The organism is Aeromicrobium panaciterrae, from assembly GCF_039537165.1.
Taxonomy (GTDB): Bacteria; Actinomycetota; Actinomycetes; order Propionibacteriales; family Nocardioidaceae; genus Aeromicrobium; species Aeromicrobium panaciterrae.
The window spans coordinates 2,533,337-2,558,906 of sequence record NZ_BAAAZZ010000002.1; the positions used below are offsets into that span (position 1 = coordinate 2,533,337).

Genomic DNA, 25,570 nt, shown 5'->3' on the forward strand with positions numbered 1-25,570 from the left:
GTTGCTGCGCGAGGGATCCCGGCAGCTCCACGACGAAACAGGACCTCCGTCCACAGGGCGGAGGTCCTTCGTCGTGCTCGTGAAACAAGCAGGGTGAATCGAGTCGGGCCCCACCAACGCAACGTCGTGACCTCGGTCAGTGCGTGACCACGACTTTGCCCTTGGCATTGCCCTGCTCTACGTAGGTCATTGCCTCGACGGTCTCGTCGAAATCGAACGTTCGATCAAGCACCGGCCGAAGAGCGCCGGACTCATACAGTGTGGCGATGTCGGCCAACTGCTTGCCGTCGGCTCTCATGAAAAAGAACGAGTAACGTACTCCGAGGCTTTTGGCCTTGCGGCGGATCTTGCGACTCAGTAGTCCCATGACCGGTGCCAAGATTGGCTGGCCGAGCTGCTTTGCGAACGACGCGTCTGGCGGGCCAACGACGCTGATTGCCAGACCGCCACGCTTGAGAACAGTGAGGGACTTCTCGAGATTGGCTCCGCCGAGCGAGTCGAGTACGACGTCATATCCGGCGATGACGTCCGAGAAGTCCTTGCTGGTGAAGTCAATGACCTCGTCGGCACCCAGATCGTAGGCTCGATCCACCTCAGTCGTGTGCGCCGTGGTTGCGACATAGGCGCCCAGGTGCTTGGCAAGCTGGACCACCGTCGAGCCGAGGCCACCTGCACCAGCGTGGACCAAGATCTTTTGTCCCGGCTGGAGCTGGGCAAGTTCGACCAAGGTCTGCCATGCAGCCAGAGCCACGAGTGGAACTGCCGCGGCTTCCTCAAACGACAGGGTGCTCGGCTTGAGCGCGACGTCGTCTTCGTGGATCGCAATGAATTCGGCGAAGGTTCCAATGCGAAGATCGCGCGGGCGCGAGTAGACCTCGTCCCCGACCTTGAAGTTCTGGACGTCGGCGCCGACCTCGGTGATGACGCCAGAAACGTCATGGCCCAGCACGAAGGGGCGCTTGTATTTGAGGAGCTGCTTGAATTCCCCGTTGCGCACCATCTTGTCCAGAGGGTTGATGCTGGCCGCCCGGATTGCCACCAATACGTCTTGAGACCCGGTCACGGGACGTGGAACTTCGGCGGCCTTCAGCGTGTCCTCGCCGTACTTGCTCACGATGAACGCCTTCATGTCTTCCTTCTTTCATTGGTCGTGTTGCAACTCTACTATAACCAAGTTATTCTCGCCGGATGGTGAATCAGAGCTTGGCCGGAAAGCGACTTGTCATCACGGGTGCGGCTCGCGGCATCGGCGAGCAAGTAGCTCGTCAGGCGGCCGCACGCGGGGCGTCGGTCGGTGTCATTGGACTGGAGCCCGAACGCCTTGCAGCACTGGCCGGTGATCTGGGTCCGATGGCGACCTGGCAGGAAGCCGACGTACGCGAGGTCGACTCACTCCGAGCCGCGATCGACGGGTGTGCGGCGACCCTCGGGGGTATCGATGTGATCGTCGCCAACGCAGGAATCGTGTCGTATGGAACGGTGCGCCATGCGGATGAAGCGGTTTTCGAGCGCGTCATCGACATCAATCTGAATGGCACCTTTCGTACTCTCAAGTACGCGACGCCCCATCTCGAACGAAGCAAGGGGCACGCGGTCGTCATCGCGTCTGCGCTGTCATTCCTTGCGCTGCCGGCGATGTCCTCATACTCGTCGAGCAAAGCTGGTGTCGAGATGCTTGCACTTGCCTATCGCCAAGAAGTCGCCCATCTGGGCATCACCGTTGGCTTGGTTCACCCATCCTGGATCGAGACCGACCTGGTCAAGGGTGCCGAAGCGGATCTGCCATCGTTCCCAGCCATGCGCAAAGATCTCCCCTACCCGGGCAAGGTCACGACTCGAGTCGACCAGGCAGCCGAGGCGATCGTGAGTGGGCTCATCCGCCGACGCTCCAGGGTGTACGTGCCGCGCGCCGTGGGCGCTGCAGGTTGGGGCAAGTCCCTTCTGGGCTCCCCTGCGGCATGGCTTTGGTCACGGCGCTTCGCTGCGAAGTGGGTGCCTACGCTTGAGCGTGAGATTGCCGAACTTGGCCGCAATGATCAAGTGGCGCCCAGCATCAACGCGCGAGACTAAGGTTGAGCGCCATCTCGTGGGAGGCCAAGGCGGATGCGCGCTCATCTCCGAGCCCGACGCAGAATGTCACGCCCATCGGGAGGAGGACTTCTTTCACGGGGTCGTTGAAGTCGGTGAAGTGGTTGGCCAGTTCCAAGGTGATGTATCCATGGACGAAACTCCACAGTGCTGCGGCCACTGCCACCGGATCGATGTCAGAAACTCGGCCCGAGGCGGCGACCCGTTCGCATGCACCGGTGACGTGCGCGTACGCCGACTGAAACGCTGGGGAGTGGCCGCTCAGGACTTCAGACTTCCCGCGAGTTGGCCTGTAGGTGGCGCGGTTGGACAGTCCGAACATGGCGTCATACAGGTGAGGGTTGGCTCGCGCCATGGCGCGAGCCACGAGAGCCATACCAAAGAGGTCGGCGATCGGGTCGTCGGTGATCTCAGCCTGCTCGAAGCTCCGCCGCATCTCGTCGAAGCCGTAGTCAACGGTGGCGCGAAGGAGTTCTGGAATGCCCCCGAAATGGCTGTAGACGACCATCGTCGACATGCCCGCCTCCGCTGCGACCGTGCGGGCCTTGATGGCAGAGGGGCCCTCGGAGGCCAGCAGGCTGATGGTCGCTTGGATCAAGCGCTCTGGAATGCCGCTCGGCATCGGTTCCTCCGACATGGGTCTCATATTTGCATCGGTCGTGTCCTGGTCACGCATCGCCATCGAAAAAGAACGGTTGCCCTTTGGAGATAACCTCGTTATTCTAGCGACGCTAGCACACTCCACCCACCAAGGATTCAGTCATGGCAGCAGAAGTCAGAGGCAATCTCGACGTCGAGAATCACGGGTCCGTGCTGGTCGCGCGTATCGACGGCGGCCCCCTCGGCTTGTTCGGCAATCAGATCGCCGAGCAGCTGGACGCATTGGTTGATCGGGCCGACGCTGACCCAGATATCCATGCCATCGTTTTCACCGGCACCCATCCGGACCGGTTTGTCAGCCATGCCGAAGTTCGCTGGCTACAAGAAGGCGGCGCCAAGGTGCCATCGGTTGGCCGCAAAGGCGCGTCGGCACTCTCGCGTACCGCCAAGGGCGTCACCCGCACGGGAGGTATGAAGCCCCTGCTTGGAAGAACGCCACTGTGGCCCGCCGTGCAACTGGAGCGACTTCACCGAACATTCCTGAAGATGAATCGCAGCGGGGTCATCTTCATCGCGGCGCTCAATGGTTCGGCTCTGGGTTTGGGTGCCGAGTTCAGCTGGGCCAACGACCTGCGAGTCATGGCTGACCGTGATGACATCTTTATCGGCCAACCCGAAGTCTTGCTGGGAATCATGCCGGGCGGTGGTGGCACCCAGCGGTTGACCCGACTGGTCGGCACGCATCGTTCGCTCGTCGCCATTCTCGAGGGCAAGCCGTTTACGCCAGCCGAGGCATTGGCGAACGGCGCAGTCGACGACGTCGTTGCTCCTGATCAGGTGCTGTCTCGCGCGATTGAACTCGGCGAGCATTTTGGCTCGCGGGCGAAGGAGTCACGGGCATCGATCAAGCGCGCGGTCTACTTCGGTGGCTCGATGTCACTGACCGACGGGCTCCATGTCGAAAGCACAGAGTTCCTCACCACCGCGCTGTCCACGATTGGCCAAGAATTGATGCTCGACTACATGGCCAACACCGAGGAGGCCGGCGAATTGCCGTTCTACCTCCCGGGTGGCTACAAGGAAATCTTGGAGTCCGGCACGACGCGTGGAGTGGGCAAAGTCGACGCTGTTGGAGCGGGGGACGGGAAATGAGCAACCTTCACACGTTCACCCGCCACAACGTGTCGTTCGCGTCAGGCAAAGACACGTGCGCTGCATGGCTGTACCTGCCCGATGGCGTCGAAGCCCCACCAATTGTCATTTTGGGTCACGGGCTCGGAGCAACTCGAGACATGCGCCTCGACGCTTTCGCCGAGCGGTTTGCGGCGGCGGGTATCGCATCTCTCGCCTTCACGTACCGCCATTTCGGCGACTCAAGTGGCGAGCCACGCCAGTTGCTCTCCATCAAGCGACAGCTCGCGGACTGGGATGCGGCGATCGCTCATGTGAAGACCCGCGCGGATGTGGACACCTCCAAGATCGCCGTTTGGGGCAGTTCCTTCGGAGGTGGACACGCCATCACCGTTGCGGCCCGCCATCCTGAGCTTGCGGCCGCTGTTTCACAGTGCCCGTTCACCGATGGCATCGCCGCTGCCCGGGTGATCGGTCCTCGACGGTCGATGGGAATGTTGCCGATCGTGGCGCGAGACCTGTTCGCCGGAGTCCGCCGAGGTGAACCCGTTCGGATCGCCCTGGCCGGCGATCCTGGTGACAAGGCGCTGATGACTGCCCCGGACGCCAAGTCGGGGTATTTCGCACTGGTGCCGAAAGGCGGCACTTTGATCAACGAGGTCGCTGCTCGCGTGGTGCCGACCATCACGGCCTACCGTCCGGGACGCTCCGCCAAGAAGGTCGCCTTGCCGATCCTCTTCTGTGTCTGTGACCACGACTCAGTCGCGCCTCCAAAACAGACACTCGAGTACGCGCGAACGGCACCGAAGGGCGAAATCAAGTCCTACGACTTTGGACACTTCGACATCTACCTCGGTGAGGCGTTCGAAACGGCAGTCGCCGATCAGCTGGAGTTCCTGATCCGTCATCTGAAGGGCTGAGTCATGACCTTTTCGACCCTCCCGGATCGGCGGGCCGCGACTCACCCCGATGACCCGGCCCTGGCGGACAGCAGGCGAACCCTCACGAATGGGGACTTCTTCGTCCACGTCCAGATGGCCGCAAGTCAGCTCAGCGGTCTGGGCATCACCGTCGGTGATGTCGTGGCGCTGAAGCTCACCAACCGCGTCGAGTTCGTGATCTTGCTGTTTGCGGCATGGCGTATCGGTGCAACCATCACACCAGTCAATCCAGCTTTGACCGACCTGGAAGTTGCGCGGCAGCTTGACGATTCGCGTGCACGCCTGATGGTGGTCGAGGACGGCATGCCTGCGATCGGAACGGTCCCACGACTAGAAGTGGGCAGGCTCGGGCAAGGCGACTCGGTCCCCGATGGTGCCCCGCACGCCGATGCTGCTGCGCTTGCACTGCTGATCTACACATCTGGCACGACGGGCACACCCAAGGGCGTCATGCTCGACCACGCCAATCTCGACTCGATGACGGAGATGGGTAGCAGGGCTCTCGAGGTGACGTCAGACGATCGGTGCCTCCTGATCCTGCCGCTGTTCCATGTCAACGGAATTGTGCTCAGCGTCCTCACGACGTTGCGGGCTGACGCCAGCGTCGTGATCGCAGAGCGTTTCAACCCCGAGACGTTCTTCGGCACGCTTGAGGAACACCGTCCGACGTTCTTCAGCGCCGTTCCAACGATCTACTCGATGCTCGCCGCTCTCCCCGACGCGGTACGGCCAGATACCTCTTCGGTCCGCTACGCCGTATGCGGCGCAGCTCCCGCTTCGGAGGAATTGCTCACCAGGTTTGAAGCCAGGTACGGATTCCCGCTGGTCGAGGGCTACGGGTTGTCGGAGGCGACCTGCGGCTCGACGATCAATCCGCTCGCCGGGCCCCGCAAAGCTGGCACGGTTGGGTTGCCGTTTCCGGGGCAGGAACTTCAGATCCGTGGTGCTGATGGCAGCTGTGTGGCCGATGGCGAAACAGGAGAGGTTGTCGTGCGAGGTCCCAACGTCATGCGGGGCTATCTTGGCCGTCCCGAGGAGACAGCTGACGTGCTCGTTGACGGATGGCTTCACACCGGCGATGTCGGATATTTCGACACCGATGGCTATCTGACCTTGGTCGGTCGCTCCAAGGAAATGATCATCCGGGGCGGCGAGAACATCTACCCCAAGGAGATCGAAGATGTCTTGGCCGCTGATTCGACAGTCCTTGAGGCGGCCGTGATCGGAGTTTCCGACGAGACTTGGGGCGAGGTTGTAGTCGCCTTCGTCCAACCACGTCCAGGAACGGCGGTCGACATCGCCGAGCTGAATAGGCGGTGCAAGGAGTCGCTGAGTGGCTACAAGCGGCCCACGGCGATTCACGTGCTCGAAGCGCTCCCGAAGAACGCAGTCGGAAAGCTCGACAAGAAGTCACTGCATGCTGTGCTCGTTGGCTCCTAGGTCTGGCGCGCTGGGATGTCCCATGTAAGAAAGCGAGGTGATCGTGATGTTGTAGAAGATCTTGCGGACGGGCTCGGCGAGGCCCACCCGGCACGCATCGCCGCCGGCGGACCCACCGCTCTGATCAGTGGCGACTTCTCTCACGTCACGTACCGTCGGGGACATGAGCACTTTCACGGATGACGAGATCACCGCTGCGCTTGCGAGCCTGCCAGGGTGGTCAGCCGACGGTGACGCGATCACCAAGACGTACGAGTTCGCCGACTTCCGGACGGCGCTGGACTTCATCAACCGTGCAGCGGGCCCGATCGAGGAGATGGATCACCACCCGGAGTGGACCAACGTCTACAACCGCGTCGACGTACGGCTCAGCAGCCATGACGCCGGCGGCGTCACCGACCGTGACACTCGCCTGGCAACGGTTCTGGATCGGGTCGCTGCCGCGAGCTAGATCGAGCCGAGGATGCGCTGCCGCTGGGCGGCGTACTCCTCGTCGGTGACCTTGCCTGCCTGGTGCAGACGATCGAGCTCCTCGAGCCGGGCGGAGGCGTCACCCGAGCCGTCGGCCGGCTGGTCCCAGTGGATCTCCATCGTGGTCGGTTCTTCCGGTCCGACCACGAGCGCCTTGAAGCCGCCGCCGGCCTTGACCGAGCCGAGAGCGGTGAACGGGACGGTCGCCAGCTTGGTGACTTCGTACGGGGATCCGGACTCCGGTTCGACGGTGAGCTCCAGCTTCAAGCGGGGACGTTCGTTGATGAACGTGCCGGTCTCCTTGGCTGACCTGATCCGGATGGTCGCCGGAACCGTCGCCGGGGTCCCTGCCTTCGCCTCGACGGCGGAGCCCAGGGCGTAGAGCACACCGCCCACACCGCCGATCACCAGTGCGAAGCCGCCGACGACGATCGGCAGCCAGCGCCACCCGTCGTGCTCGGCGGAGATGCCCCACGTGAACAGGCCGACCAGCAGCGAGGGGACACCCAGTGCGAGCCACAGCAGGGTGCCGTACGAGAACGTCCGCGCGTCGACGGTCGGCTTGCCGTTGGCGTCCTTCAACGACGCGAGCTTCAGGCCGTACCGCCGCATGGCGGGACCGAGGAGCACCCACAGGGCTCCGATGACGATGAGTCCGGACTCGCCGAGGACGAGGCCGATGGCGACGGTGATGGCACCGAGGGCTGCAAGTTTCATGGAAACATTGTGGCCCAGCGGCTCAGGCCCAGAGGCGTGATCCGAACTCGAACCAGATCGCGGCGGCGACCGCGACGTACCAGAGGCCGATGATCAGCACGGTCCAGTCGGTGAAGAACCGGGTCAAGCTGCTCGTGGGATGGAACTCGCGCAGTATCCATGCCGTGACCAGCACGAACAGTGGGATCATCACGGCCCACACGACCATGCAGTAGGGGCAGAGCTTGCCGATCTCGTAGATGCTCTGGAACTGCAGCCAGGTCACCAGGCCGATGCCGAACAGCGTGCCCAGCCACAGGCCGGCCTTCACGAACGACGGGACCCGGACCCCGAGGAGCAGGGCAAGGCCGATCAGCGTGACCCCGGCGAACCCTGCGATGCCGATGTAGGAGTTGGGGAAGCCGAACGCCGAGGCCTGGTCAGAAGCCATCACACCGGCGCAGCTGACGAAAGCGTTGATGTCGCAGCTGAACGTCTTGGTCGGATCGTCTGACAGGCGTGCCTTGTCGATCGTCAGGACGATCGAGGCGACGAGACCGATTGCGCCACCCAACAGGAGGAGCCACCGCGGGGGATAGGTCGGCTCGGTGACGGTGTCGACGGTCTGCTCAGTCATAGCCACGATCCTAGGGCGCGTCAGCAAGCCGATCACCGCAGACTCGTGACCGAGCGATGGATCTGGGCTAGTGTTCGCATACCGAGGGTATGCGAACGAGGAGAATCATGACGGATCACGTGGATGTCATCATCGTGGGAGCTGGGCTCTCGGGCATTGGCGCGGCCTATCGCCTGCAGACCGAGTGCCCCGGCAAGACGTACGCGATCCTCGAGTCGCGCGACGCGATCGGTGGTACGTGGGACCTGTTCCGCTACCCGGGCATCCGCTCCGACTCCGACATGTACACGCTGAGCTGGCCGTTCCGCCCGTGGAAGAACCCCAAGTCGATCGCCGACGGTGACGACATCCGTACGTACATCCGCGAGGCCGCCGACGACTACGGCATCGAGAAGCACATCCAGTTCGGGCACCGGGTCACGTCGGCCGCCTGGTCGACCGACGACGCGAGGTGGACCGTGACGTCGACCGCCAACGGCAAGACCGTCACGCAGACGGCGTCGTTCGTCTACCTCTGCAGCGGCTACTACTCGTACGACAAGGGCTACACGCCGGAGTTCCCCGGGCTCGACTCGTTCAAGGGCCAGGTCATCCACCCACAGTTCTGGCCCGAGGACCTCGACTACGCCGGCAAGGAGGTCGTCGTGATCGGGAGCGGCGCCACCGCCGTGACCCTGGTCCCGTCGATGGCCGACGACGTCAAGCACATCACGATGCTCCAGCGCTCGCCGTCGTACGTCATGGCGCTGCCGCAGGAGGACAAGATCGCCGACATCATGCGCAAGGTCCTGCCTGATGGCTTCGCGCACCGGGCGATCCGCCGCAAGAACGCCTTCTTCTCCGTCGGCATATACCAGTTCTGCCAGCGCTTCCCCAAGGCATCGCGCAAGCTGCTCACCCGCCTCGCGAAGCGCAAGCTCCCCAAGGGCTACGACCTCGACCCGCACTTCACCCCGGTCTACGATCCGTGGGACCAGCGCCTGTGCATCGTGCCGAATGGTGACCTGTTCCGCACGATCCGCCGCGGCAAGGCCTCGATGGTCACCGACCACATCAAGACGTTCGACGCCAACGGCATCCAACTGGAGTCGGGCAAGCGCCTCGACGCCGACATCGTCGTCACGGCCACCGGCCTGCAGGTTGTGGCGTTCGGACAGCTCAAGCTCAGCGTCGACGGCAAGGACATCGACCCGCACGAGCTGTATGTCTACAAGGGTCTGATGTTCAGCGGCCTGCCCAACTTCGCCTGGTGCGTCGGCTACACCAACGCCTCGTGGACGCTGCGCGCTGATTTGTCGTCGCAGTACGTCTGCCGCCTGATCAACCTGCTGGACAAGAAAGGCGTCGACTACGGCATGCCTGATCCCAGGGGCGCCGGCGAGGCGCCGCGTCCGATCCTCGACCTCACATCGGGGTATGTGCAGCGCGTCGTCAACGAGCTCCCGCAGCAGGGCACGTCGTCCCCGTGGACGATCCGGCAGAACTGGTTCCAGGACTCCCGCGACATGAAGAAGACCGATCTCGAGCAGGCCATGGTCTTCGGCAAGGCGGCTGTGGCCTCGCTCGCGTCCTAGGTCTGGCAGCTCGGGCACCAGAAGGTGTTGCGCATGCGGGTAGGTGCGTCTCCGAGCTCGCCTCGCAGGATCGTCGTGCCGCATCGACGGCAAGGTTGGCCGGCGCGCCCGAACACCCACTCGTTGTGACCCTTGCGGGCGATGCCCGTGAACGTACGGATGGCCCGCTCGCGGTTGGCCAGGATCATCGTCCGACCACGCGAGATCAGGTGTCGTGGGTCCGTGAGCCCACCGACGGGACGGGTCGGCAGCACGCCGTTGAGGAAGCAGATCTCGTTGACGTACTCGTTGCCGAATCCGGCAAGGTTGCGCTGGTCGTGCAGAGCCACGAAGACGGGGATCGACGGATCGGCGGTGACACGGCGTACGGCCTCGTCGAGGTTCCAGTCGGCACCGAGCAGGTCAGGCCCGAGGTAGGCGAGTGCCTCCGCCTCGGCCTGTCGATCGAGCACCTCGGTGATGCCGAGCGAGAAGCCGACCGCCTGCCGCTCGGGTGTCGACAGCACGACGCGTGCCGTGTGGGCAGGTCGGCGCCAGCGCTCGTCGAGCCCGTAGACGTGCCACGCGCCCTCCATCTTGAGGTGCGTGTGGATCGAGTGGCTGCCGACGCGGATCAGCAGGTGCTTGCCGCGGCTCACGGCTTCGTCGACGGTTTGGCCAGTGAGGTCGAGCGTCGCGAACGCAGGCACCCGGAAGTCGCTCACGGTCAGCTCGCGTCCGGCCAGCGTGTCGTGCAGCAGCCGGGCAGTGCGCCAGGCGGTGTCACCCTCAGGCATCGGCCCACCGGCCGCAGAGGTCACGCATCGAGTCGGAGGCCCTTGGGAGTGCGCTCGAACCCGGCCGTACGAAGCGCCTCTCCCAGCGGGGTGTCGGCGATCGACTCGCCGTCGACCGTCTCCACCGTGAGCCGGTGGATGCGACGTTCGCGTACGGTCGCCGCCAACGACTCTGCGGCGGGATCCAGTCGTGACTCGTCGAACACGAGGGCCTTCTTGCCGCCGCGTTCGAGATAGAGCACGAGGCGACCGTCGTGCATGACGACGAGCGATCCGGCCTTGCGGGCCGGGCGATGCCTGGAATCGGTCGTACGCGCGGGCCAGGGCAGGGCCGCACCGAACGGGTTGGCCGGATCAGTGGCAGCCAGGGTCACGGCCGCGGCATCGGTCACCGCGTCGTCATCGGAGACATGGGTGCGCATCCGGTCGATCGTCGAAGGTGCGGCGAACTGGGCCGCCCCGAGCGTGTCGATGTAGTAGCCGCGCAGGCACGAGCCGGTCTGCTCCAGCTCACGGAGCACGCGATAGACACCGGCGAAGCCACCGGGCGTTCCCTCGGCCATCACGGACCCGCGGGTGACGACGCCGTAGCGGCCGAGCAGCGTCTCCGTACGGGCCAGCTGCAGCGCGGTCGAGTCGGCCGGGGCGTGGGGGAGGGCGAACCAGCGACCGCTCACGGTCGGCGGACCCTGCAGGGCGACCCGCGGAGCGAGCCGGCGACCGTGGATGCGACCCCGCGGGGCAGGCCGAGTCGTACGGTGCGCTCCGCCACGACCGACCAGGGTGCGCATCGGTGCGAAGGTGTCGTTGCTGACCCGGCCGGACCAGACGAGTTCCCAGAGCGCGTCGGCGGTCTCCCGGTCGTCGTCGGCGTCGAGCAGGTCGGTGAGCTGGCGGAACAGGAACGCGCCTCCGCCCTCCAGTGCCTCGACGATCGCGGTGTGCAGCGGTGCAGGGTCGAGCGGCGGCGCGGTCGACGGGAGGACGAGATCTGCCGGCGAGAGCTGGACCCAGCCGTCGTTGCCGGGCAACGAGCCGGCACCGGACCAGATCACCTCGCCGGCCGAGGTCAGCTCGTCGAGCATCGTGGGGGAGTAGTCGCGTACGCGGGCCGGCAGCACCAGCGACTCCCAGGCCGAGGCCGGAAGCGCGAGACCGGCGAGCTGGTCGACAGCTGACAGGACGCCTTCGGCACCCCGCAGCGACGAGCCGACTCCTTGCCATGCCGGCAGGAACCGGGCGAACGTCGCCGGATCGACCGGCTCGACCTGCTGGCGTGCCGCCGCGAGCGAGCGAGACCGTATGCGGCGCAGGATGCCGGGCTCGATCCATTCGGTGCCGGTGGCCTGGGGCCGGAACTCACCCTCCGTCAGACGGCCGTCGCGGGCGAGTCGCCGCAGGACCTGCAGGGCGATCGCGCGGCCGATCCCGAAGCGTGACGCCACCTCGTCGGTGGTGAACGGCCCGTGCGTGCGGGCGAAGCGGGAGACAAGATCGGCGAGCGGATCGGCAACCGGTGTCAGCAGGGCCTCGGCGATGCCCAAGGGCAGGGATACACCCAGGGCGTCGCGCAACCGGCCAGCATCCTCGACGACTGCCCAGCGTTCGTCGCCAGCAATCACGACCGCTACGGCGCGACGAGCATCTCGCAGCTGTATGAGCCACGACTCGGCATGAACGGCAACCTCGGGCTCGAGCCTCTGGGCGATCTCGGTGACTGAGAGGGGGCCCAGCATGCGGAGCAGGTCGGCGATGCCTTCGAGATCCTTGGCCCGCCGATCGGGTGCCAGGCGTTGCAGCTCGCGCTCGGTGCGCTCGATGACCTCCGGATCGAGCAGCTCGCGGAGCTCAGCGCGGCCCAGCAGCTCGGCCAGCAGCGTCGGGTCGAGGGTCAGCGCGGACGCGCGCCGTTCGGCGAGCGGGGTGTCTCCCTCGTAGAGGAACGCCGCGACGTAGCCATAGAGCAGCGTCTGCGCGAACGGCGACGCCTTGTCGGTCGTGACCTCGAGGATCGAGATCTCCCGCGAGTCGATGCGGCGTACGAGTGCTGTGAGAGCGGGCAGGTCATAGACGTCCTGCAGGCACTCGCGAGCGGTCTCGAGCAGGATCGGGAACTCGGGGTAGTTGCGGGCGACGTCGAGCAGCTGCGCCGAGCGCTGTCGCTGCTGCCACAGGGGTGCACGCGATCCGGGGTTGCGCCGGGGCAGCAGCAGGGCTCGCGCGGCGCACTCGCGGAAGCGGGAGGCAAACAGCGCCGAGCTGCCGACCTCCTCGGTGACGATCTTGTCGAGCTCGTCGGCGTCGAACACGAACAGCTCGCCACCGGGTGGCTCGAGCTCGGTGTCGGGTATGCGGGCGACGATGCCGTCGTCACTGGCCACGACCGATCCGTCGATGCCATAGCGCTCCACGATGCGCGCGCCGACAGCCAGCGCCCAGGGCGCGTGCACGCGGCGGCCGTAGGGCGAATGGAGCACGACCCTCCAGTCGCCGAGCTCGTCACGGAACCGCTCGAGGACGAGGTTGTGGTCGGACGGGATGTGCCCCGTGGCCTGGCGCTGGTCATGGAGGTAGGCGATGAGGTTGTCGCTGGCCTCCTTGCCGAGGCCGACCTCGGTCGACCGCGAGGCGAGCTGCCTGGGCGTCAACCTCGACATCTCGCGGACGAACCCGCCGATCGCCTCTCCCAGCTCGTAGGGCCGCCCGACGCTGTCTCCCTTCCAGAACGGCAGACGTGCGGGCTGTCCGAAGGCGGGGGTGACGACGACGCGGTCGTGGGTGATCTCCTGGATGCGCCAGCTGGTCGCACCGAGTGCGAACACGTCGTTGATGCGGGACTCGTAGACCATCTCCTCGTCGAGCTCGCCGACCTTGCGTGAGCCCGTCTCTTCCGTGCCGGCCGCAAGCGTCACCGAGAACATGCCGCGGTCGGGAATCGTGCCGCCGCTCGTCACGGCGAGTCGCTGGGCACCCGGTCGTCCCGTGATGGTGCCTGCCTCGCGGTCCCAGACGAGCCGCGGTCGCAGCTCGGCGAACTCGTCGGTCGGATAGCGGCCGGACAGCAGGTCGAGGGTCGCGTCGTATGCCGTGCGGGGCAGCGTCGCGAACGGTGCGCTGCGGCGTACGACGTCGAACCACTCCTCGACGTCGAGCGCGTCGAGAGCCGTGGCGGCAACCGTCTGCTGGGCGAGGATGTCGAGGGGGTTGGACGGTATGTCGAGGCGCTCGATGAGCCCATCGGCCATCCGTGACGTGGTGACTGCCGCGGCGAGGAGGTCGTGGCGCGACGTCGGGTAGACGACCCCGCGTGACACCTCGCCCACCTGGTGCCCCGCGCGACCGACGCGCTGCAGGCCGCTCGCCACGGACGGCGGTGTCGACACCTGGATGACGAGGTCGACCGCTCCCATGTCGATGCCGAGCTCCAGGCTGGAGGTCGCGACGACGCAGCGCAGCCGGCCGCCCTTGAGGTCGTCCTCGATCAGGGCGCGCTGCTCCTTGCTCACCGATCCGTGGTGCGCCCGCGCCAGGACCGCTTCGGCGCCTGTGGTCTGTGCGCTGCCGCCCATCAGCTGTGCGGGTTGTCGCTTGGCATCGGAGCCGAGGTCGACGCCGAGCAGCGCCGCATAGGTCTCGTTGAGCCGCGCCGTCAGACGTTCGGCGAGGCCACGGGAATTGACGAACACGATCGTCGACTGGTGCTGAAGCACCCGCTCGACGATCGAATGCTCGACGTGTGGCCAGATGCTGCCGCGAGGAGCATCGGGGTCGTCGCCCGCTGACGGCGATGCCGGCAGGTCGGTCATGTCGTCGACCGGCACGGTCACCTGGAGGTCGAGAGTCTTGGTCGACTCGGGGGCGACGATGCGTACGGGAGCGACTCCGCCGAGGAACCGGGCGACCTCTTCATGGGGCCGCACCGTGGCGCTCAGGCCGATGCGCTGAGCCGGTTTGTCGAGCAGCTTGTCGAGGCGCTCGAGCGACACCGCGAGATGTGCCCCTCGCTTGGTGCCGGCCACGGCGTGGATCTCGTCGACGATGACGGTCTCGACACCGCGCAACGTCTCGCGTGCCGCCGAGGTGAGCATGAGGAACAGCGACTCGGGGGTCGTGATGAGGATGTCGGGCGGCCGCGTGACCAGCGCTCGCCGATCGCGTGCGGGAGTGTCGCCGGAGCGCAGCCCGACCGACACCTCGCGGAACTCGTCACCGCGTCGGGCCGCAGCGTGGGTGATGCCGACGAGAGGCGACCGGAGGTTGCGTTCGACGTCGACTGCCAGCGCCTTGAGCGGAGAGATGTAGACAACCCGCGTGCCGGACTGGTCTCCGGGCTTCATCAGCCGGTCGATCGCGGTGAGGAATGCGGCGAGGGTCTTGCCCGAACCGGTGGGTGCCACGACGAGGACGTGGTCGTTGCCGCCGATGCCGTCCCACGCGCCGACCTGCGCCGGCGTGGGCGCAGCAAATGAGCTGTCGAACCATTCGCGCGTCGCCGGGGCGAACGTGGTGGGCGTGCCGGGCATTTCACCATTGTCTCAGCGACATCCGACATGGAGCGTCGTAGCGCTGGCTGACCTGCGTCGCTAGGGTGGTCTCGCACTCGGCGCTGCCGAGCTTCACACCAGGGGATGGTGAAGTGACAACACCGCAGACCAGGACCAAGCAGCTCGCGGGACTGACTGGGCTCGCGCTGGCGGCAGTGATCGGCGTCGGTTCCATCGTCGGATCCAACTCGGCCCGAGACGATCTCACTCCCAAGGCCTACAAGGCGCTTGTCGACGGAGGACTCGCCAACGTCAAGGTCGACTTCGACGGACGCGAAGCCAAGCTCAGCAACGGCACGCCCCAAGAGCTCGCCCGGGCCGAGAAGATCGTCGAAGGTGTCAAGGGCGTCCGCTGGGCCAAGGTCGATTCCAGCCGCACCACGAAGCTGCCCCCGCCGCCGACCTTCTCGATCTCGACCGACGCCGACGGCGTCAACATCTCGGGCGTGGTTCCCAACGCCGAGGTCGCCGCCCAGATCAAGGCTGCCGTCGGGTCGCTCGGCAAGGTGACGGGTGACCTCAAGGTCGATCGGCAGGTCGGTACGGCCGACTGGCTCACCACGTTGCCCAAGGTCATCTCCAGCGTCGAAGGCGTCAATGACCTCTCGCTCAGCGTCGACGGAGACTCGCTCTCGGTTGGTGGCTCGCTGCCAAGCCAGGGACAGATCGATGCGGTGGCCGACCTGGTCGAGCCGTCTCTCGGATCGTTGAGCCTCGACAACAACCTCAAGGTCGGCGCGGCCGTGGTCAGCGCCCAGCAAGCCGCTGACCTGAAGGCCGCAACGGTCTACTTCGCCCGGGGCTCGTCCACATTGGACACCGAGGGCGACGCCGTCGGGAGCAATGAGGCGGCGCTGCTCACGGTGGTCGACATCCTCAAGCGGGTTCCGGGGCTTGAGCTCGAGATCGGTGGCCACGCCGGCCCGACCGATCCGGCTCGCGGCAAGATCCTGAGCGACGAACGAGTTGCTTCGGTCAAGGACTATCTCGTGGCGGCCGGCATCGATGCCGACCGTCTTTCAACCAAGAGCTACGGATCTGATCCAGAGACCGGCGCCGACGCATTCGCAGAGCAGTACCGTCGCGTCGACTTCATCGTGAAGGGGAACTGAGCATGTCGGGTTACACCATCGGAGAGATCATCGTCTGGCTCCTTCTCGCCGCGCTTCTCGGTGGACTTCTCGGCTGGTTCCTTCGCCAGCTGAAGTGCCAGCGTGAGCACGGCGAGGCGAGGCAATCCGCCACCGCAGCACCCGCGAAGGCCGAGGCCGTCACGCCGCCGCCCGCCAAGGCGGCAGCCCTGAGCGGTGCGGGCACGGTCGAGTCGGCCGGCTTTGCCAGGTCGGCGAAGCCGCTCGCAGGCGGCAAGGCGCCTTCGCCCGAATACACGATCAAGGGCAATGCCGACTCGATGTACTTCCACACGCCCGACAGCCCGTCGTACGGTCGGACGATCGCCGAGGTCTGGTTCAAGACCGAGGCCGACGCCCGCGCGGCCGGCTTCACGGCACCCGGTACGGGAGGCGGCACCAAGAAGGCGCCGGCCAAGAAGGCTCCGGCGAAGGCTGCAGCCAAGAAGGCTCCGGCCAAGACGGCTGCCAAGAAGGCGCCCGCCAAGAAGGCGCCGGCCAAGAAGGCTGTGGCTCCGGGAAGGTTCCCGGGATCGGCCAAGCCGCTGTCGGGTGGCCGCGCCCCGTCGGCCGAATACACGATCAAGGGCAACGAGGACTCGATGATCTATCACGCGCCCGACAGCCCGTCCTACGGGCGGACCATCGCGGAGACCTGGTTCAAGACGGAGGCCGCAGCGGTCGCAGCCGGCTTCCGCAAGCCGCGCAACGCCTGAGTCATCCAAAGTTCACCAGAACCGCGCATCACCCACCGTGGGTGATGCGCGGTTCTGCTTCTCCCATGAGGCATGCTGAGGCAATGCCTGTTTCGAAGACATCCGTGCGCCTCGCGCTCCTGGCCACCGCAGCCACGCTGGCGCTGGCCGGCTGCTCCGGCAGTGACCCCAAGGCCACTCCAGACCCTGACAAGGCCACCGCGGAGAAGATCGTCGAGATCTCGCCGCTGACCGGCGTGGCGATGCCCGAGGGGCGTCCCGCCAACCCGGTGTTCATCGTCAAGATCGAGAACACCTACGGCGGCGAGCCGCAGATCGGTCTCAACAAGGCTGACATGGTGGTCGAGGAGCTCGTCGAGGGCGGGCTCACGAGACTCGCGGCGTTCTACTACAGCAACCTGCCGACCAAGGTCGGGCACGTGCGCTCGATGCGTACGACCGACATCGGGCTGGCCGCTCCCGTCGGGGGACAGGTCATCGCCTCCGGTGGAGCCAACAAGACCTACAAGGAGGTCAAGAAGGCCGGCACCACGATCTTCTCCGAGGACCACGGCGCTCCCGGCTTCAGCAGCGACCCGTCCAAGTCGCGCCCCTACAACCGGCTGATCAACCTGCAGACGGTGGCGCGCAAGGCCAAGCCGACCACGATCGTCGGCCCCTACTTCACCTGGACGCCGACGAACGCCAAGAAGAAGCCGACCGAGCCGGCACCGAGCGACTCGGCAACGCCGACGCCCACGGTGGCACCCAAGACCGCGACCGGCGCGACCGTACGCTTCTCGCCCGGCACCCGTACGGAGTGGGCTTTCAAGGGCGGCAAGTGGGTCCGCACCAACAGCCATGCGCCGGCCGCGAGCGACTTCGGCGCCGACACCATGATCGTGATGTTCGCCAAGATCGTCGATGCGGGTTACACCGACGTCGCCAACAACCCGGTGCCGGAGACCGTGGTCAAGGGCACCGGTCGCGCGATGATCTTCAAGGGCAACCAGGTCACCGAGGCGACCTGGTCCAAGCCCGATCTGTCTTCGACCATCTCGTTCACCGGCGCCGATGGCCAGCCGATCACGATCGACCCGGGCCATGTGTTCGTAGAGCTGACGCCTCAGGGCAACGGAACCGTCAAGCTTCGTTAGCCGCGGGAGCGGTCGGCAGGTCGAGCGTCGGGAGCAGTCGCATCCCGGCGAGGATCGCGCCGATCGCCGCCTGGACCTCTTCACTGGCCGCGCTCGGGTCCTCAGCATCGGCGACGTACTCCGAGGCTGACTTGATCGACCCGTAGAAGATCATGCCGAACGCCTCGTTGAGCTCTTCGCCGCCACCGAGGTCTTCGAGGAGGGCGTCGACCGTACGCTGCACGATGCCGAGCGTCGAGGCCTTCTCGGCCTCCTGCCACCGCTCGTGGCCCAGGGCGACGGGGCCCTCCTGGATGCAGATGCGTCGGAACTGCGGCTCGCGGCAGACCTCGAGGAACTTCTCGAGGCCCAGCTGTGCACGCTCCCACGGGTCCTTGGAAGCGCTGATGGCCTTCTCGACCTGCGAGGTCGTGCTGCTCTGGACCCGGTCGAACACCGCCTCGAACAGCGCCAGCTTGCTGGGGAAGTGGTGGTAGAACGCGCCCTTGGTCACCCGGGCTGCTGCGACGACCTCGTCGAGTGACGTCCCGGCGTAGCCGTGGTCGGTGAACAGCTTGGTGGCGTTGTCGAGCAGCGCACGCTTGGTGCTGGAGGAGTAGTCCTGACGTCGCGTCGTCTTGCGGGCGGCGCGAAGGGTCTTGTGGACCACTTTTGTCGAGTGCGGCATCTGGCCAGTCTATGACCCCGGCCGTCATGTGCCTCGGATCACATACCGAGGGTTTGTATTTTGTCCCGGTATCGAACATACTGAGGGTACGTACCGAGAGTATGGAACTCTCGATCCGACGGTAGACGAAAGGAGCACCCCATGACCTGGAATGCTTACAACCGTCGCAAGGAAGTACTTCGCGAGATCCTCGCCATCGCTGACAAGCGCCGCGAGCTCTCCATCACTGAACTGCTCGACACGGTCGACGGAGGCCGCGAGGCCTACGCGAACGAGACCGAGCTCCTGTTCGACATCCAGATGAACTGGTTCCAGCGCCTCAGTGGCCAGCTGGATCGTCAGCTCAGCGAAGGTGTCGACACCCCCGAGATCATGGCCGTCAGCGCCTGGGTCAACGCCGCCAGCGACATGCCCGGCGCGCGAGCCCTGCTGGACGCCCAGATCGACAACCCCGCACTCGGCAAGGCCTTCGTGAAGGAGCACACGCTTCTCGCCGCGTCGGCCGGAGTGCCCTGGAACCACCCGGACCTCAGCGGTCACGGCAAGCGACTGCAGGACTCCGCTCGTGAGTCGGTCGTGTACGCCGAGCCCGTCGAGGCTGAGTCCGCACCCAGCGGGTCCCTCCTCAGCAAGCTGCGCAGCCGCGCTGCCTGACCGGGTCAGCGATCACCCTGCCCTGGCGCCATCTCCCTCCCCTCGGCGCCGGGCGGGGTTATCTCTGTCTTGACGACTTCTTGCTGAGCACGGTGAGCTGTTCGCCGATCTCGGTGTCGATCGCCTCGCGGAACTGACCGCGGAAGATGCCGAGCGTGATCTGGCTGGCGATCGGTACGAGGTTCTCGATCGTGTGGAGGAGATGTGGCCACTCGTCCTCGGGCAGTCCCGCCTCGACGAACGGGCGGACGATCTCGGCTGACACCTCGTTGACGAAGGCGTCGGCGATCTCGCGCAGCCGCGACTGGATGATCGGGAACAGTCCGATGACCGTCTCGGGCGCGAGTCCCAGGGCGACAGCTGCTGCTCCCGTACGGACCACAACCGGCTCCAGCAGGCGTACGACGTCGCGGTTGCCGTCGACCCACTCGACGAGTCCGAACTGCTCCATCGAGTCGATCAGCTTGTCGTCGCGGGGGACACCCGCCAGCGCGGCGAGGTCGTCGCGCGACATCACCTGGGCGTCGCCGTCGTCCTGGGGGAGCTCAAGGATGTTCATCAGGTCGAGCGCGTGACGGGCGCCATCCTTGGGCGTGCGTGCGATCGCCTTCTCGACCGCGGCGAGGGTGTAGCCCCGATCGATGAGCTGGCGAATCAGCTGCAATCGTTGCAGGTGCTCGAGCGTGTAGTAGCCCGTACGGCCCTCGAGCCGTGGCGCCGCAATGAGCCCTCGACTCGCGTACGCCCGCACGTTGCGGACCGTCATCTGGGCCCGGGCAGCCAACTCGTCAACGGTGAATTCCTCGACCGCCGACGTGTCTGTGGACATGGCTGCATCATAGAGGCATGGACTCGATGCGAGGACGGCTTCTGGTCGCGACTCCCGCGATCCACACAGGCCCGTTCTCGCGCAGCGTGGTGTTCCTGCTCGACCACGACGGCGACGGTGCGCTGGGGGTGATCGTCAACCGCCCGCTCGACTCCGAGGTCGACGACGTGCTGCCCGACTGGGCGGACCTGGTCAACGCGCCGGTGTGCCTGTTCGACGGGGGTCCCGTGGCGATGGACTCGGCGCTGGCGCTCGGCGTCATAGCCGACATCGCACCGCCCGTCGGGTGGCGGCAGATGGCCGGCCGGGTCGGGCTGGTCGACCTCGAGGGTCCGCTGCCGACGCACGGCGAGTTCATGGGCCTGCGGGTGTTTGCTGGCTATGCCGGATGGGGTCCCGGCCAGCTCGAGGACGAGATCGAGGAGGGCTCGTGGATCGTCATCGACGCCCGCGACGAGGACCTGGTGTCGCCGCAGCCCGAGACGCTCTGGCGCGAAGTCCTGCGACGCCAGGACAACGACTCGAGGTTCCTCACGACATACCCCGACGACCCCACGGCCAACTAGCCCGAACTGTTTAGGATGGATTCGTGGCTTTCTTCCGAAGTGGTACAGAGACGGTGGTCGACGAGCGCACTGACATGCGCACGGAGGAGGGAGACCACGAGAAGTTCTCCCACTACGTCCCCAAGGACGAGCTCACCGAGGCCATGATCATGGGCCACCCCGTCGTCGCGCTGTGCGGCAAGGTGTGGGTGCCCAGCCGCGATCCCGAGCGGTTCCCGGTCTGCCCCGAGTGCAAGGACATCTGGGAGAGCCTCAACGACGGCGACGAGGGGGACCCGTCGGGTGACGCGTAGCCAGCACCTCCGGGTCTGGCAGCGAGACGCTCTCGAGCTCTACCAGCGCACGCAACCCCGTGACTTCCTCACGGTGGCGACGCCTGGTGCGGGCAAGACCACGTTCGCGCTGACCATCGCCGCAGACCTGATGTCCCGGGGCATCGTCGAACGAGTCGTCATCGTCACGCCGACCGACCACCTCAAGACCCAGTGGGCGCTCGCCGCGTCCGGCATCGGCATCACCCTCGACCCCACGGTGACCGGGCACGGCCGCCTCGGCGACGACTTCGATGGTTTCGCGGTCACGTACGCGGGTCTGGCGGTCAACGCCAACGGGTTCCGTACGCGCATCGACAACCGGCCGACGATGGTCATCCTCGACGAGGTGCACCACGCCGCCGACGCGCTGACCTGGGGTGACGCCGTCCAGGAGGCGTGTGAGCCAGCCGTACGCCGCCTCTCGCTGACAGGTACGCCGTTCCGCTCCGACGACAACCCGATCCCGTTCGTCACCTACGCACCTGCGGACGACGGGACCGTCTCGAGCGTCGCCGACTTCTCGTACGGCTACGGGCACGCACTGCGCGACGGTGTCGTACGCCCCGTGCTGTTCATGGCCTATTCGGGTCAGATGCACTGGCGCACGCGCGCCGGCGACGAGGTGGCCGCCAGGCTGGGGGAGCCGCTCGATCGTGCGGCGACGGCGCAGGCACTCCGTACGGCACTCGACCCGCAGGGTTCCTGGATCCCGGCCGTCCTGCAGGCGGCGCACACCCGGCTGATGGAGGTGCGTCGCGACGTACCCGATGCCGGCGGACTCGTCATCGCCAGTGACCAGGACACCGCGCGCCAGTACGCCGCCGTGCTGGCCGAGCTCACTGGCACCCAGCCGACGCTCGTGCTGTCGGACGAAGCCGGCTCGAGCGCGCGCATCGCCGACTTCTCCGCCGGGATGACGCCGTGGATGGTCGCCGTCCGCATGGTCAGCGAGGGCGTCGACATCCCGCGCCTCTCGGTCGGCGTCTATGCCACGACGACCGCGACCCCGCTCTATTTCGCCCAGGCGATCGGCCGATTCGTCCGTACGCGCCGACGCGGAGAGACTGCGTCGATCTTCGTGCCCAGCGTTCCGGCGCTGCTGGCGCTCGCGGCTGACCTGGAGGCACAGCGCGACCACGTGATCGGTCGACCGATTGCGGACGAGGCCGACCTGTTCGCCGCCGAGGCCGAGCTCATGGCGCAGGCGCAGCAGGCCGAGGCGGCCTCCGACCAGCTCGGTGAATATCGCGCGCTCGGCAGTGATGCCTCGTTCGACCGCCTCGTCTACGACGGCGGCGAGTTCGGCTATGACGACCTGGCCGACGACGACGGTGAGCTCGACTTCCTCGGCATCCCCGGTCTCCTCGACCACGACCAGGTCGCCGAGCTGCTGCGCACGTCGCGCAGCAAGCGCGCCAAGGCCGCGCCCAAGAACGCGCAGGCTGCCGCCGATGTCGCGTTCGAGCGGCGGGCAGCGCTGCGCAAGGAGCTGCACTCCCTGGTCGGCGCCTGGCACCACCGCACCGGCACGCCGCACGGTGTCACCCACACTCGTCTCCGTCAGGAGTGCGGGGGTCCCGCAGCCACGGCAGCGTCAGCGGCCCAGCTGCAAGAACGCATCGACGCGTTGCGCGCGTGGGCTCTCAAGGCCTCCGGCTGAGTCATACGTTCTTGGCCATGCGATCCCTGCGGCTGTTCATCACGCTGGTGGTCATCGTTGCGGCCGGCTACATCGCGTTGACCAATCCGGATCTCTTGACCTCAGAACCGTCTTCGACCGACTCGACCGCACCCACCACGGCGCCCCCGGCGAAGCCGCCGCCGGGCGTGACCGTGACGTCGTTCCACCAGGGGTCGAGCTTCCTCACGGTGGTTCCGGAGGACCGACAGAAGTATCTCCGGGCGTTCTTCGGCACAGGGTGGATCGATGCCGACAACAACTGCCGTGACACCCGCCAGGAGGTGCTCGCCCGTGAGTCGCAGGTGCCGGTCGGCAAGGGTTGCAAGATCTTCCGGGGCAAATGGCTGTCCTACTACGACAACAAGACGTGGACCAAGAGCTTCGAGGTGCAGATCGACCACCTCGTGCCCCTCGCGGAGGCGTGGGACTCCGGTGCCTACACGTGGGACCTCGCGACTCGCATCAGGTACGCCAACGACCTCGGCGAGCTGCGAGCCCTCGTACCCACCACGACCGACCTCAACTACGCCAAGGTCGCTGACGATCCGCAGTGGTACGTGCCCAAGGTCAACCAGTGCAAGTACATCGCCGCATGGATCGCCGTGAAGGGCCGCTGGAACATGACGGTCGACAAGCGTGAGAAGGAAGCGATCGACGCGGTCATGAAGGGCTGCCCCGACTCCAAGCTGACCATCACCCGCGCCAAGATCACGTTGCTGCCGTTCGCCGCCGGCACCGGCAACGCCAACAAGGACATCACGATCGAGGAGATCGTCTACGGCGGCAAGTCCGAGAGGATCGTTCTGCGCAACAACGGCAAGGGCCCGGCGACCCTTGAAGGCTGGGTCGTCCACGATGCGGCGGGCTACGGGCAGTTCCGCATGTCCAAGACAGTGATCCCCGGCGGAGGTACGCTCACGATCTTGTCGTCTGCAGGCACCAACCGGTTCGACAAGGCCGGCAACCCCATCCAGCACGCCTCCTGGGGTGACGTGTGGAACAACTCCGGTGACACTGCGACGCTGATCGACGGCAAGCGCAAGGTCACCGACACGTGCCGCTACAAGGGCAATGACACCGGAAAGGCACGCTGTTGAAGCAGAAGGGCAAGCCGTGAGCGCCATGCCGATGCGTACGCGCATCTTCGCCGCGATCCTGGGACGCATCTCGACCCCCGTCGAGGAGGCCGAGGACTTCGCCAAGCTCCGTGCCGGCCGTCGTGCGCTGCAGTCGTCCACGATCGGCCGGCGTGTCTTCGGTGCCGTCGACAAGGGTGCCGACGTCGAGACGATCGAGTGGGGCGGTGGACGCCGTGCCATCGTCTACCGGCCCAAGGGTTCGATCGCGCCGCTGCCGTGCGTCGTCAACTTCCACGGTGGCGGCTGGGTCCAGGGCAATCCCGAGCAGTCGGGGTGGCTGGCGAGTCGTGTCGCGGTGCGCAACAACGTCGTGGTGGTCTCGACCGACTACCGCCTGGCCCCCGAGGAGCCGTTCCCCGCCGCCGTCGAGGACTGCCGCGACGCCGTCGACTGGGTCGTCAAGAACGCTGACGAGCTGGGCATCGACCCCGAACGCCTCGCCGTCATGGGCGACAGCGCCGGCGGCAACCTGACAGCCGTCGTCGCCCTTCTCGCACGCGATGCCGGCGGGCCCGGCATCCGTGCGCAGGTGCTGATCTATCCCGGCGTGGAGATGTATGACAAGTGGCCCTCAGAGATCCGCAATGCTGAGGCGCCCGTGCTGACCAGCCGCAACATGCGAGCGTTCGTCCGCCTCTACCTGGGGGAGCAGTACGGGACCGAGGACTTCCGCGCCTCGCCGATCCGGGCGTCGTCGCACGCCGGCCTTCCCAAGACGTTCATCGTGACCGCCGAGCTGGACCCGCTGCTCGACAACGGCGCGCGCTACCGCGACGCGCTGTCGGCCGCGGGCGTACCGGTTCGCTATGCGGAGTACCGCGGCGCGCTGCACGGTTTCATGAGCCTGCCGGGTGTCTCGCCGCCGGCAAAGCGGGCGCTCGACGACATCGTCGACTTCCTTCGCCAAGCATTGTGACAGTGTCACTGTCACGGTAAAGTCGTGGCATGAGGCGCGACCACTGGCAGCGCAAGATCGCTGAACTCGATCCCGAGACCGATTTCGAGGAGATCTCGCGGATCGTCAGCTACTACGAGTTCCCCTGGGACGTCCAGCAGGCGCTGAGCTTCGCGCTGTTTCGTACGTACGCCGTGCCGTCCATCGGGCGGCTGCTGCATGACACCGGTGAGTTCACCACCGACACGCAGAAGCGCCACGACGACACGGCACTCGTGCTCGAGTCGGTGCTGGTCGAGGGCATGGAGACCCAGAAGGGTCGCTCCGCCGTGCGCCGCATGAACCAGATGCACGGCAGCTACGACATCTCCAACGACGACATGCGATATGTGCTCGCGACCTTCGTGGTGATCCCGGTGCGCTGGATCCGCGACTACGGCTGGCGCAAGGGCACCGACACCGAGCGCATCGCCGCCGTCCGCTATTACCAGCGCCTCGGCGCGCTCATGGGCATCAAGGACATCCCGGCCGACTTCGCCGGGTTCGAGGAGCTGCTCGACACCTACGAGGACGAGCACTTCGCCTACGACGACAAGTCCCGCGCCGTCGCCGACGCCACACTCAAGCTGCTCGTGTCGTTCTATCCGCGCATCTTCGCCAAGGGCACCAACGCCTTCAGCCGGGCTTTGATGGACGACCACCTGCTCCGCGCGTTCGACTACCGCAAGCCGTCGCGCGCGGTGGTCTGGCTGTCACGGGCCAGCCTGCGCACGCGTGGCCGCATCGTGCGTCTCCTGCCGCCGCGCCGCAAGCCGCGACACGCGATCGACCTCAAGCGCATCAAGTCCTATCCGGGTGGCTACCTCATCGAACGGCTCGGGACGTTCCCCGAGACGATGAAGGACGAGTCGTCCGTGGCCTGACTCGTAGGTGTAACTCCACGTG

At 66.1% G+C, this 25,570-nt stretch carries 24 protein-coding genes; 16 read left to right on the forward strand and 8 right to left on the reverse strand.

The genetic code is table 11. The features are described 5' to 3' along the window. Positions 1–136: 136 nt before the first annotated feature. On the reverse strand, positions 137–1,129 hold the full coding sequence (locus ABD683_RS13320; protein ID WP_344770439.1) for an NADP-dependent oxidoreductase: 993 nt from the start codon (positions 1,127–1,129) through the stop codon (positions 137–139). Positions 1,130–1,188: 59 nt separating this feature from the next. On the opposite strand from ABD683_RS13320, the gene ABD683_RS13325 reads away from it, so the two are divergent. Next, the gene (locus ABD683_RS13325; RefSeq protein WP_344770440.1) at positions 1,189–2,070 is read left to right on the forward strand and encodes an SDR family oxidoreductase; all 882 of its coding nucleotides are present in this window, start codon (positions 1,189–1,191) and stop codon (positions 2,068–2,070) included. On the opposite strand, the gene ABD683_RS13330 is transcribed toward ABD683_RS13325, so the two are convergent. Further along, positions 2,054–2,725 (reverse strand): TetR/AcrR family transcriptional regulator, encoded by a 672-nt coding sequence (locus ABD683_RS13330; protein WP_344770441.1) that lies wholly within the window; start codon positions 2,723–2,725, stop codon positions 2,054–2,056. The genes ABD683_RS13325 and ABD683_RS13330 overlap by 17 nt on opposite strands. A gap of 125 nt (positions 2,726–2,850) precedes the next feature. Here ABD683_RS13330 and ABD683_RS13335 point away from each other — a divergent pair, with 125 nt between their 5' ends. From ABD683_RS13335 to ABD683_RS13350, 4 genes are all read left to right on the forward strand, one after another. Continuing rightward, positions 2,851–3,840 (forward strand): enoyl-CoA hydratase/isomerase family protein, encoded by a 990-nt coding sequence (locus ABD683_RS13335; protein WP_344770442.1) that lies wholly within the window; start codon positions 2,851–2,853, stop codon positions 3,838–3,840. Next, on the forward strand, positions 3,837–4,739 hold the full coding sequence (locus tag ABD683_RS13340; RefSeq protein ID WP_344770443.1) for an alpha/beta hydrolase: 903 nt from the start codon (positions 3,837–3,839) through the stop codon (positions 4,737–4,739). The genes ABD683_RS13335 and ABD683_RS13340 overlap by 4 nt, the downstream gene beginning before the upstream one ends. A gap of 3 nt (positions 4,740–4,742) precedes the next feature. Continuing rightward, positions 4,743–6,200 (forward strand): class I adenylate-forming enzyme family protein, encoded by a 1,458-nt coding sequence (locus tag ABD683_RS13345; RefSeq protein WP_344770444.1) that lies wholly within the window; start codon positions 4,743–4,745, stop codon positions 6,198–6,200. A gap of 163 nt (positions 6,201–6,363) precedes the next feature. Beyond that, on the forward strand, positions 6,364–6,651 hold the full coding sequence (locus ABD683_RS13350) for a 4a-hydroxytetrahydrobiopterin dehydratase (RefSeq protein WP_344770445.1): 288 nt from the start codon (positions 6,364–6,366) through the stop codon (positions 6,649–6,651). Here ABD683_RS13350 and ABD683_RS13355 read toward each other — a convergent pair. Next, positions 6,648–7,388 (reverse strand): SHOCT domain-containing protein, encoded by a 741-nt coding sequence (locus ABD683_RS13355; protein ID WP_344770446.1) that lies wholly within the window; start codon positions 7,386–7,388, stop codon positions 6,648–6,650. The genes ABD683_RS13350 and ABD683_RS13355 overlap by 4 nt on opposite strands. 22 nt (positions 7,389–7,410) lie before the next feature. After that, positions 7,411–8,004: a vitamin K epoxide reductase family protein gene (locus tag ABD683_RS13360; protein WP_344770447.1), complete on the reverse strand. Its 594-nt coding sequence runs from the start codon at positions 8,002–8,004 to the stop codon at positions 7,411–7,413. A gap of 107 nt (positions 8,005–8,111) precedes the next feature. Between ABD683_RS13360 and ABD683_RS13365 the strand changes: the two genes are divergently transcribed. Next, positions 8,112–9,578, forward strand: coding sequence for a flavin-containing monooxygenase (locus tag ABD683_RS13365; protein ID WP_344770448.1), 1,467 nt, complete (start codon positions 8,112–8,114; stop codon positions 9,576–9,578). Here the strand turns inward: ABD683_RS13365 and ABD683_RS13370 are convergent. Both ABD683_RS13370 and ABD683_RS13375 read right to left on the reverse strand, forming a co-directional pair. Then, a complete protein-coding gene (locus ABD683_RS13370; RefSeq protein ID WP_344770449.1) occupies positions 9,575–10,378 on the reverse strand; it encodes a DNA-formamidopyrimidine glycosylase family protein in 804 nt (267 codons plus the stop codon). The genes ABD683_RS13365 and ABD683_RS13370 overlap by 4 nt on opposite strands. Next, positions 10,375–14,877 carry an ATP-dependent helicase gene (locus tag ABD683_RS13375; RefSeq protein ID WP_344770450.1) on the reverse strand — a complete coding sequence of 1,501 codons (4,503 nt, stop codon included), beginning with the start codon at positions 14,875–14,877 and terminating at the stop codon, positions 10,375–10,377. Before ABD683_RS13375 ends, ABD683_RS13370 begins: the two co-directional genes overlap by 4 nt. Before the next feature lie 113 nt (positions 14,878–14,990). Here ABD683_RS13375 and ABD683_RS13380 point away from each other — a divergent pair, with 113 nt between their 5' ends. The 3 genes from ABD683_RS13380 to ABD683_RS13390 all read left to right on the forward strand — a co-directional run bounded on the left by ABD683_RS13380 (position 14,991) and on the right by ABD683_RS13390 (position 17,880). Further along, on the forward strand, positions 14,991–16,010 hold the full coding sequence (locus tag ABD683_RS13380; protein WP_344770451.1) for an OmpA family protein: 1,020 nt from the start codon (positions 14,991–14,993) through the stop codon (positions 16,008–16,010). Between the two features lie 2 nt (positions 16,011–16,012). Continuing rightward, positions 16,013–16,744, forward strand: coding sequence for a sunset domain-containing protein (locus ABD683_RS13385; RefSeq protein WP_344770452.1), 732 nt, complete (start codon positions 16,013–16,015; stop codon positions 16,742–16,744). 83 nt (positions 16,745–16,827) lie between these two features. Then, on the forward strand, positions 16,828–17,880 hold the full coding sequence (locus tag ABD683_RS13390) for a DUF3048 domain-containing protein (RefSeq protein ID WP_344770453.1): 1,053 nt from the start codon (positions 16,828–16,830) through the stop codon (positions 17,878–17,880). On the opposite strand, the gene ABD683_RS13395 is transcribed toward ABD683_RS13390, so the two are convergent. Continuing rightward, the gene (locus ABD683_RS13395; protein WP_344770454.1) at positions 17,867–18,547 is read right to left on the reverse strand and encodes a TetR/AcrR family transcriptional regulator; all 681 of its coding nucleotides are present in this window, start codon (positions 18,545–18,547) and stop codon (positions 17,867–17,869) included. The genes ABD683_RS13390 and ABD683_RS13395 overlap by 14 nt on opposite strands. Positions 18,548–18,688: 141 nt before the next feature. On the opposite strand from ABD683_RS13395, the gene ABD683_RS13400 reads away from it, so the two are divergent. Beyond that, positions 18,689–19,201, forward strand: a complete 513-nt coding sequence (locus ABD683_RS13400) for a hypothetical protein (protein WP_344770455.1) — start codon at positions 18,689–18,691, stop codon at positions 19,199–19,201. Positions 19,202–19,259: 58 nt separating this feature from the next. Here ABD683_RS13400 and ABD683_RS13405 read toward each other — a convergent pair whose 3' ends face one another. Further along, positions 19,260–20,030 carry a MerR family transcriptional regulator gene (locus tag ABD683_RS13405; RefSeq protein WP_344770456.1) on the reverse strand — a complete coding sequence of 257 codons (771 nt, stop codon included), beginning with the start codon at positions 20,028–20,030 and terminating at the stop codon, positions 19,260–19,262. Positions 20,031–20,047: 17 nt separating this feature from the next. Between ABD683_RS13405 and ABD683_RS13410 the strand changes: the two genes are divergently transcribed. The 6 genes from ABD683_RS13410 (at position 20,048) to ABD683_RS13435 (ending at position 25,548) form a co-directional block, all read left to right on the forward strand. Further along, positions 20,048–20,596, forward strand: coding sequence for a YqgE/AlgH family protein (locus tag ABD683_RS13410; protein WP_344770457.1), 549 nt, complete (start codon positions 20,048–20,050; stop codon positions 20,594–20,596). 74 nt (positions 20,597–20,670) lie between these two features. Next, positions 20,671–20,889: a DUF3039 domain-containing protein gene (locus ABD683_RS13415; protein WP_056215665.1), complete on the forward strand. Its 219-nt coding sequence runs from the start codon at positions 20,671–20,673 to the stop codon at positions 20,887–20,889. Beyond that, positions 20,879–22,570 (forward strand): DEAD/DEAH box helicase, encoded by a 1,692-nt coding sequence (locus tag ABD683_RS13420; RefSeq protein WP_344770458.1) that lies wholly within the window; start codon positions 20,879–20,881, stop codon positions 22,568–22,570. Before ABD683_RS13415 ends, ABD683_RS13420 begins: the two co-directional genes overlap by 11 nt. Positions 22,571–22,587: 17 nt before the next feature. Then, positions 22,588–23,688: a lamin tail domain-containing protein gene (locus ABD683_RS13425; protein ID WP_344770459.1), complete on the forward strand. Its 1,101-nt coding sequence runs from the start codon at positions 22,588–22,590 to the stop codon at positions 23,686–23,688. A 25-nt stretch (positions 23,689–23,713) separates the two neighbouring features. After that, complete coding sequence (locus ABD683_RS13430; RefSeq protein WP_344771604.1) at positions 23,714–24,646, forward strand: alpha/beta hydrolase; 933 nt, start codon at positions 23,714–23,716, stop codon at positions 24,644–24,646. A 29-nt stretch (positions 24,647–24,675) separates the two neighbouring features. Continuing rightward, entirely contained in the window at positions 24,676–25,548 is an 873-nt protein-coding gene (locus ABD683_RS13435; RefSeq protein WP_344770460.1) for an oxygenase MpaB family protein, read from the forward strand. Positions 25,549–25,570 lie beyond the last annotated feature (22 nt).

Bases quoted from the DNA above. Each gene is read 5' to 3' on its own strand.
- ABD683_RS13345 (WP_344770444.1), top strand. From the start codon at position 4,743: ATGACCTTTTCGACCCTCCCGGATCGGCGGGCCGCGACTCACCCCGAT.
- ABD683_RS13410 (WP_344770457.1), top strand. From the start codon at position 20,048: ATGGACTCGATGCGAGGACGGCTTCTGGTCGCGACTCCCGCGATCCAC.
- ABD683_RS13340 (WP_344770443.1), top strand. From the start codon at position 3,837: ATGAGCAACCTTCACACGTTCACCCGCCACAACGTGTCGTTCGCGTCA.
- ABD683_RS13330 (WP_344770441.1), bottom strand. From the start codon at position 2,725: ATGTCGGAGGAACCGATGCCGAGCGGCATTCCAGAGCGCTTGATCCAA.
- ABD683_RS13385 (WP_344770452.1), top strand. From the start codon at position 16,013: ATGTCGGGTTACACCATCGGAGAGATCATCGTCTGGCTCCTTCTCGCC.
- ABD683_RS13360 (WP_344770447.1), bottom strand. From the start codon at position 8,004: ATGACTGAGCAGACCGTCGACACCGTCACCGAGCCGACCTATCCCCCG.
- ABD683_RS13365 (WP_344770448.1), top strand. From the start codon at position 8,112: ATGACGGATCACGTGGATGTCATCATCGTGGGAGCTGGGCTCTCGGGC.
- ABD683_RS13425 (WP_344770459.1), top strand. From the start codon at position 22,588: ATGCGATCCCTGCGGCTGTTCATCACGCTGGTGGTCATCGTTGCGGCC.
- ABD683_RS13335 (WP_344770442.1), top strand. From the start codon at position 2,851: ATGGCAGCAGAAGTCAGAGGCAATCTCGACGTCGAGAATCACGGGTCC.
- ABD683_RS13415 (WP_056215665.1), top strand. From the start codon at position 20,671: ATGCGCACGGAGGAGGGAGACCACGAGAAGTTCTCCCACTACGTCCCC.
- ABD683_RS13395 (WP_344770454.1), bottom strand. From the start codon at position 18,547: ATGCCGCACTCGACAAAAGTGGTCCACAAGACCCTTCGCGCCGCCCGC.
- ABD683_RS13355 (WP_344770446.1), bottom strand. From the start codon at position 7,388: ATGAAACTTGCAGCCCTCGGTGCCATCACCGTCGCCATCGGCCTCGTC.
- ABD683_RS13435 (WP_344770460.1), top strand. From the start codon at position 24,676: ATGAGGCGCGACCACTGGCAGCGCAAGATCGCTGAACTCGATCCCGAG.
- ABD683_RS13430 (WP_344771604.1), top strand. From the start codon at position 23,714: ATGCCGATGCGTACGCGCATCTTCGCCGCGATCCTGGGACGCATCTCG.
- ABD683_RS13390 (WP_344770453.1), top strand. From the start codon at position 16,828: ATGCCTGTTTCGAAGACATCCGTGCGCCTCGCGCTCCTGGCCACCGCA.
- ABD683_RS13325 (WP_344770440.1), top strand. From the start codon at position 1,189: ATGGTGAATCAGAGCTTGGCCGGAAAGCGACTTGTCATCACGGGTGCG.
- ABD683_RS13405 (WP_344770456.1), bottom strand. From the start codon at position 20,030: ATGTCCACAGACACGTCGGCGGTCGAGGAATTCACCGTTGACGAGTTG.
- ABD683_RS13350 (WP_344770445.1), top strand. From the start codon at position 6,364: ATGAGCACTTTCACGGATGACGAGATCACCGCTGCGCTTGCGAGCCTG.
- ABD683_RS13375 (WP_344770450.1), bottom strand. From the start codon at position 14,877: ATGCCCGGCACGCCCACCACGTTCGCCCCGGCGACGCGCGAATGGTTC.
- ABD683_RS13320 (WP_344770439.1), bottom strand. From the start codon at position 1,129: ATGAAGGCGTTCATCGTGAGCAAGTACGGCGAGGACACGCTGAAGGCC.
- ABD683_RS13400 (WP_344770455.1), top strand. From the start codon at position 18,689: ATGACCTGGAATGCTTACAACCGTCGCAAGGAAGTACTTCGCGAGATC.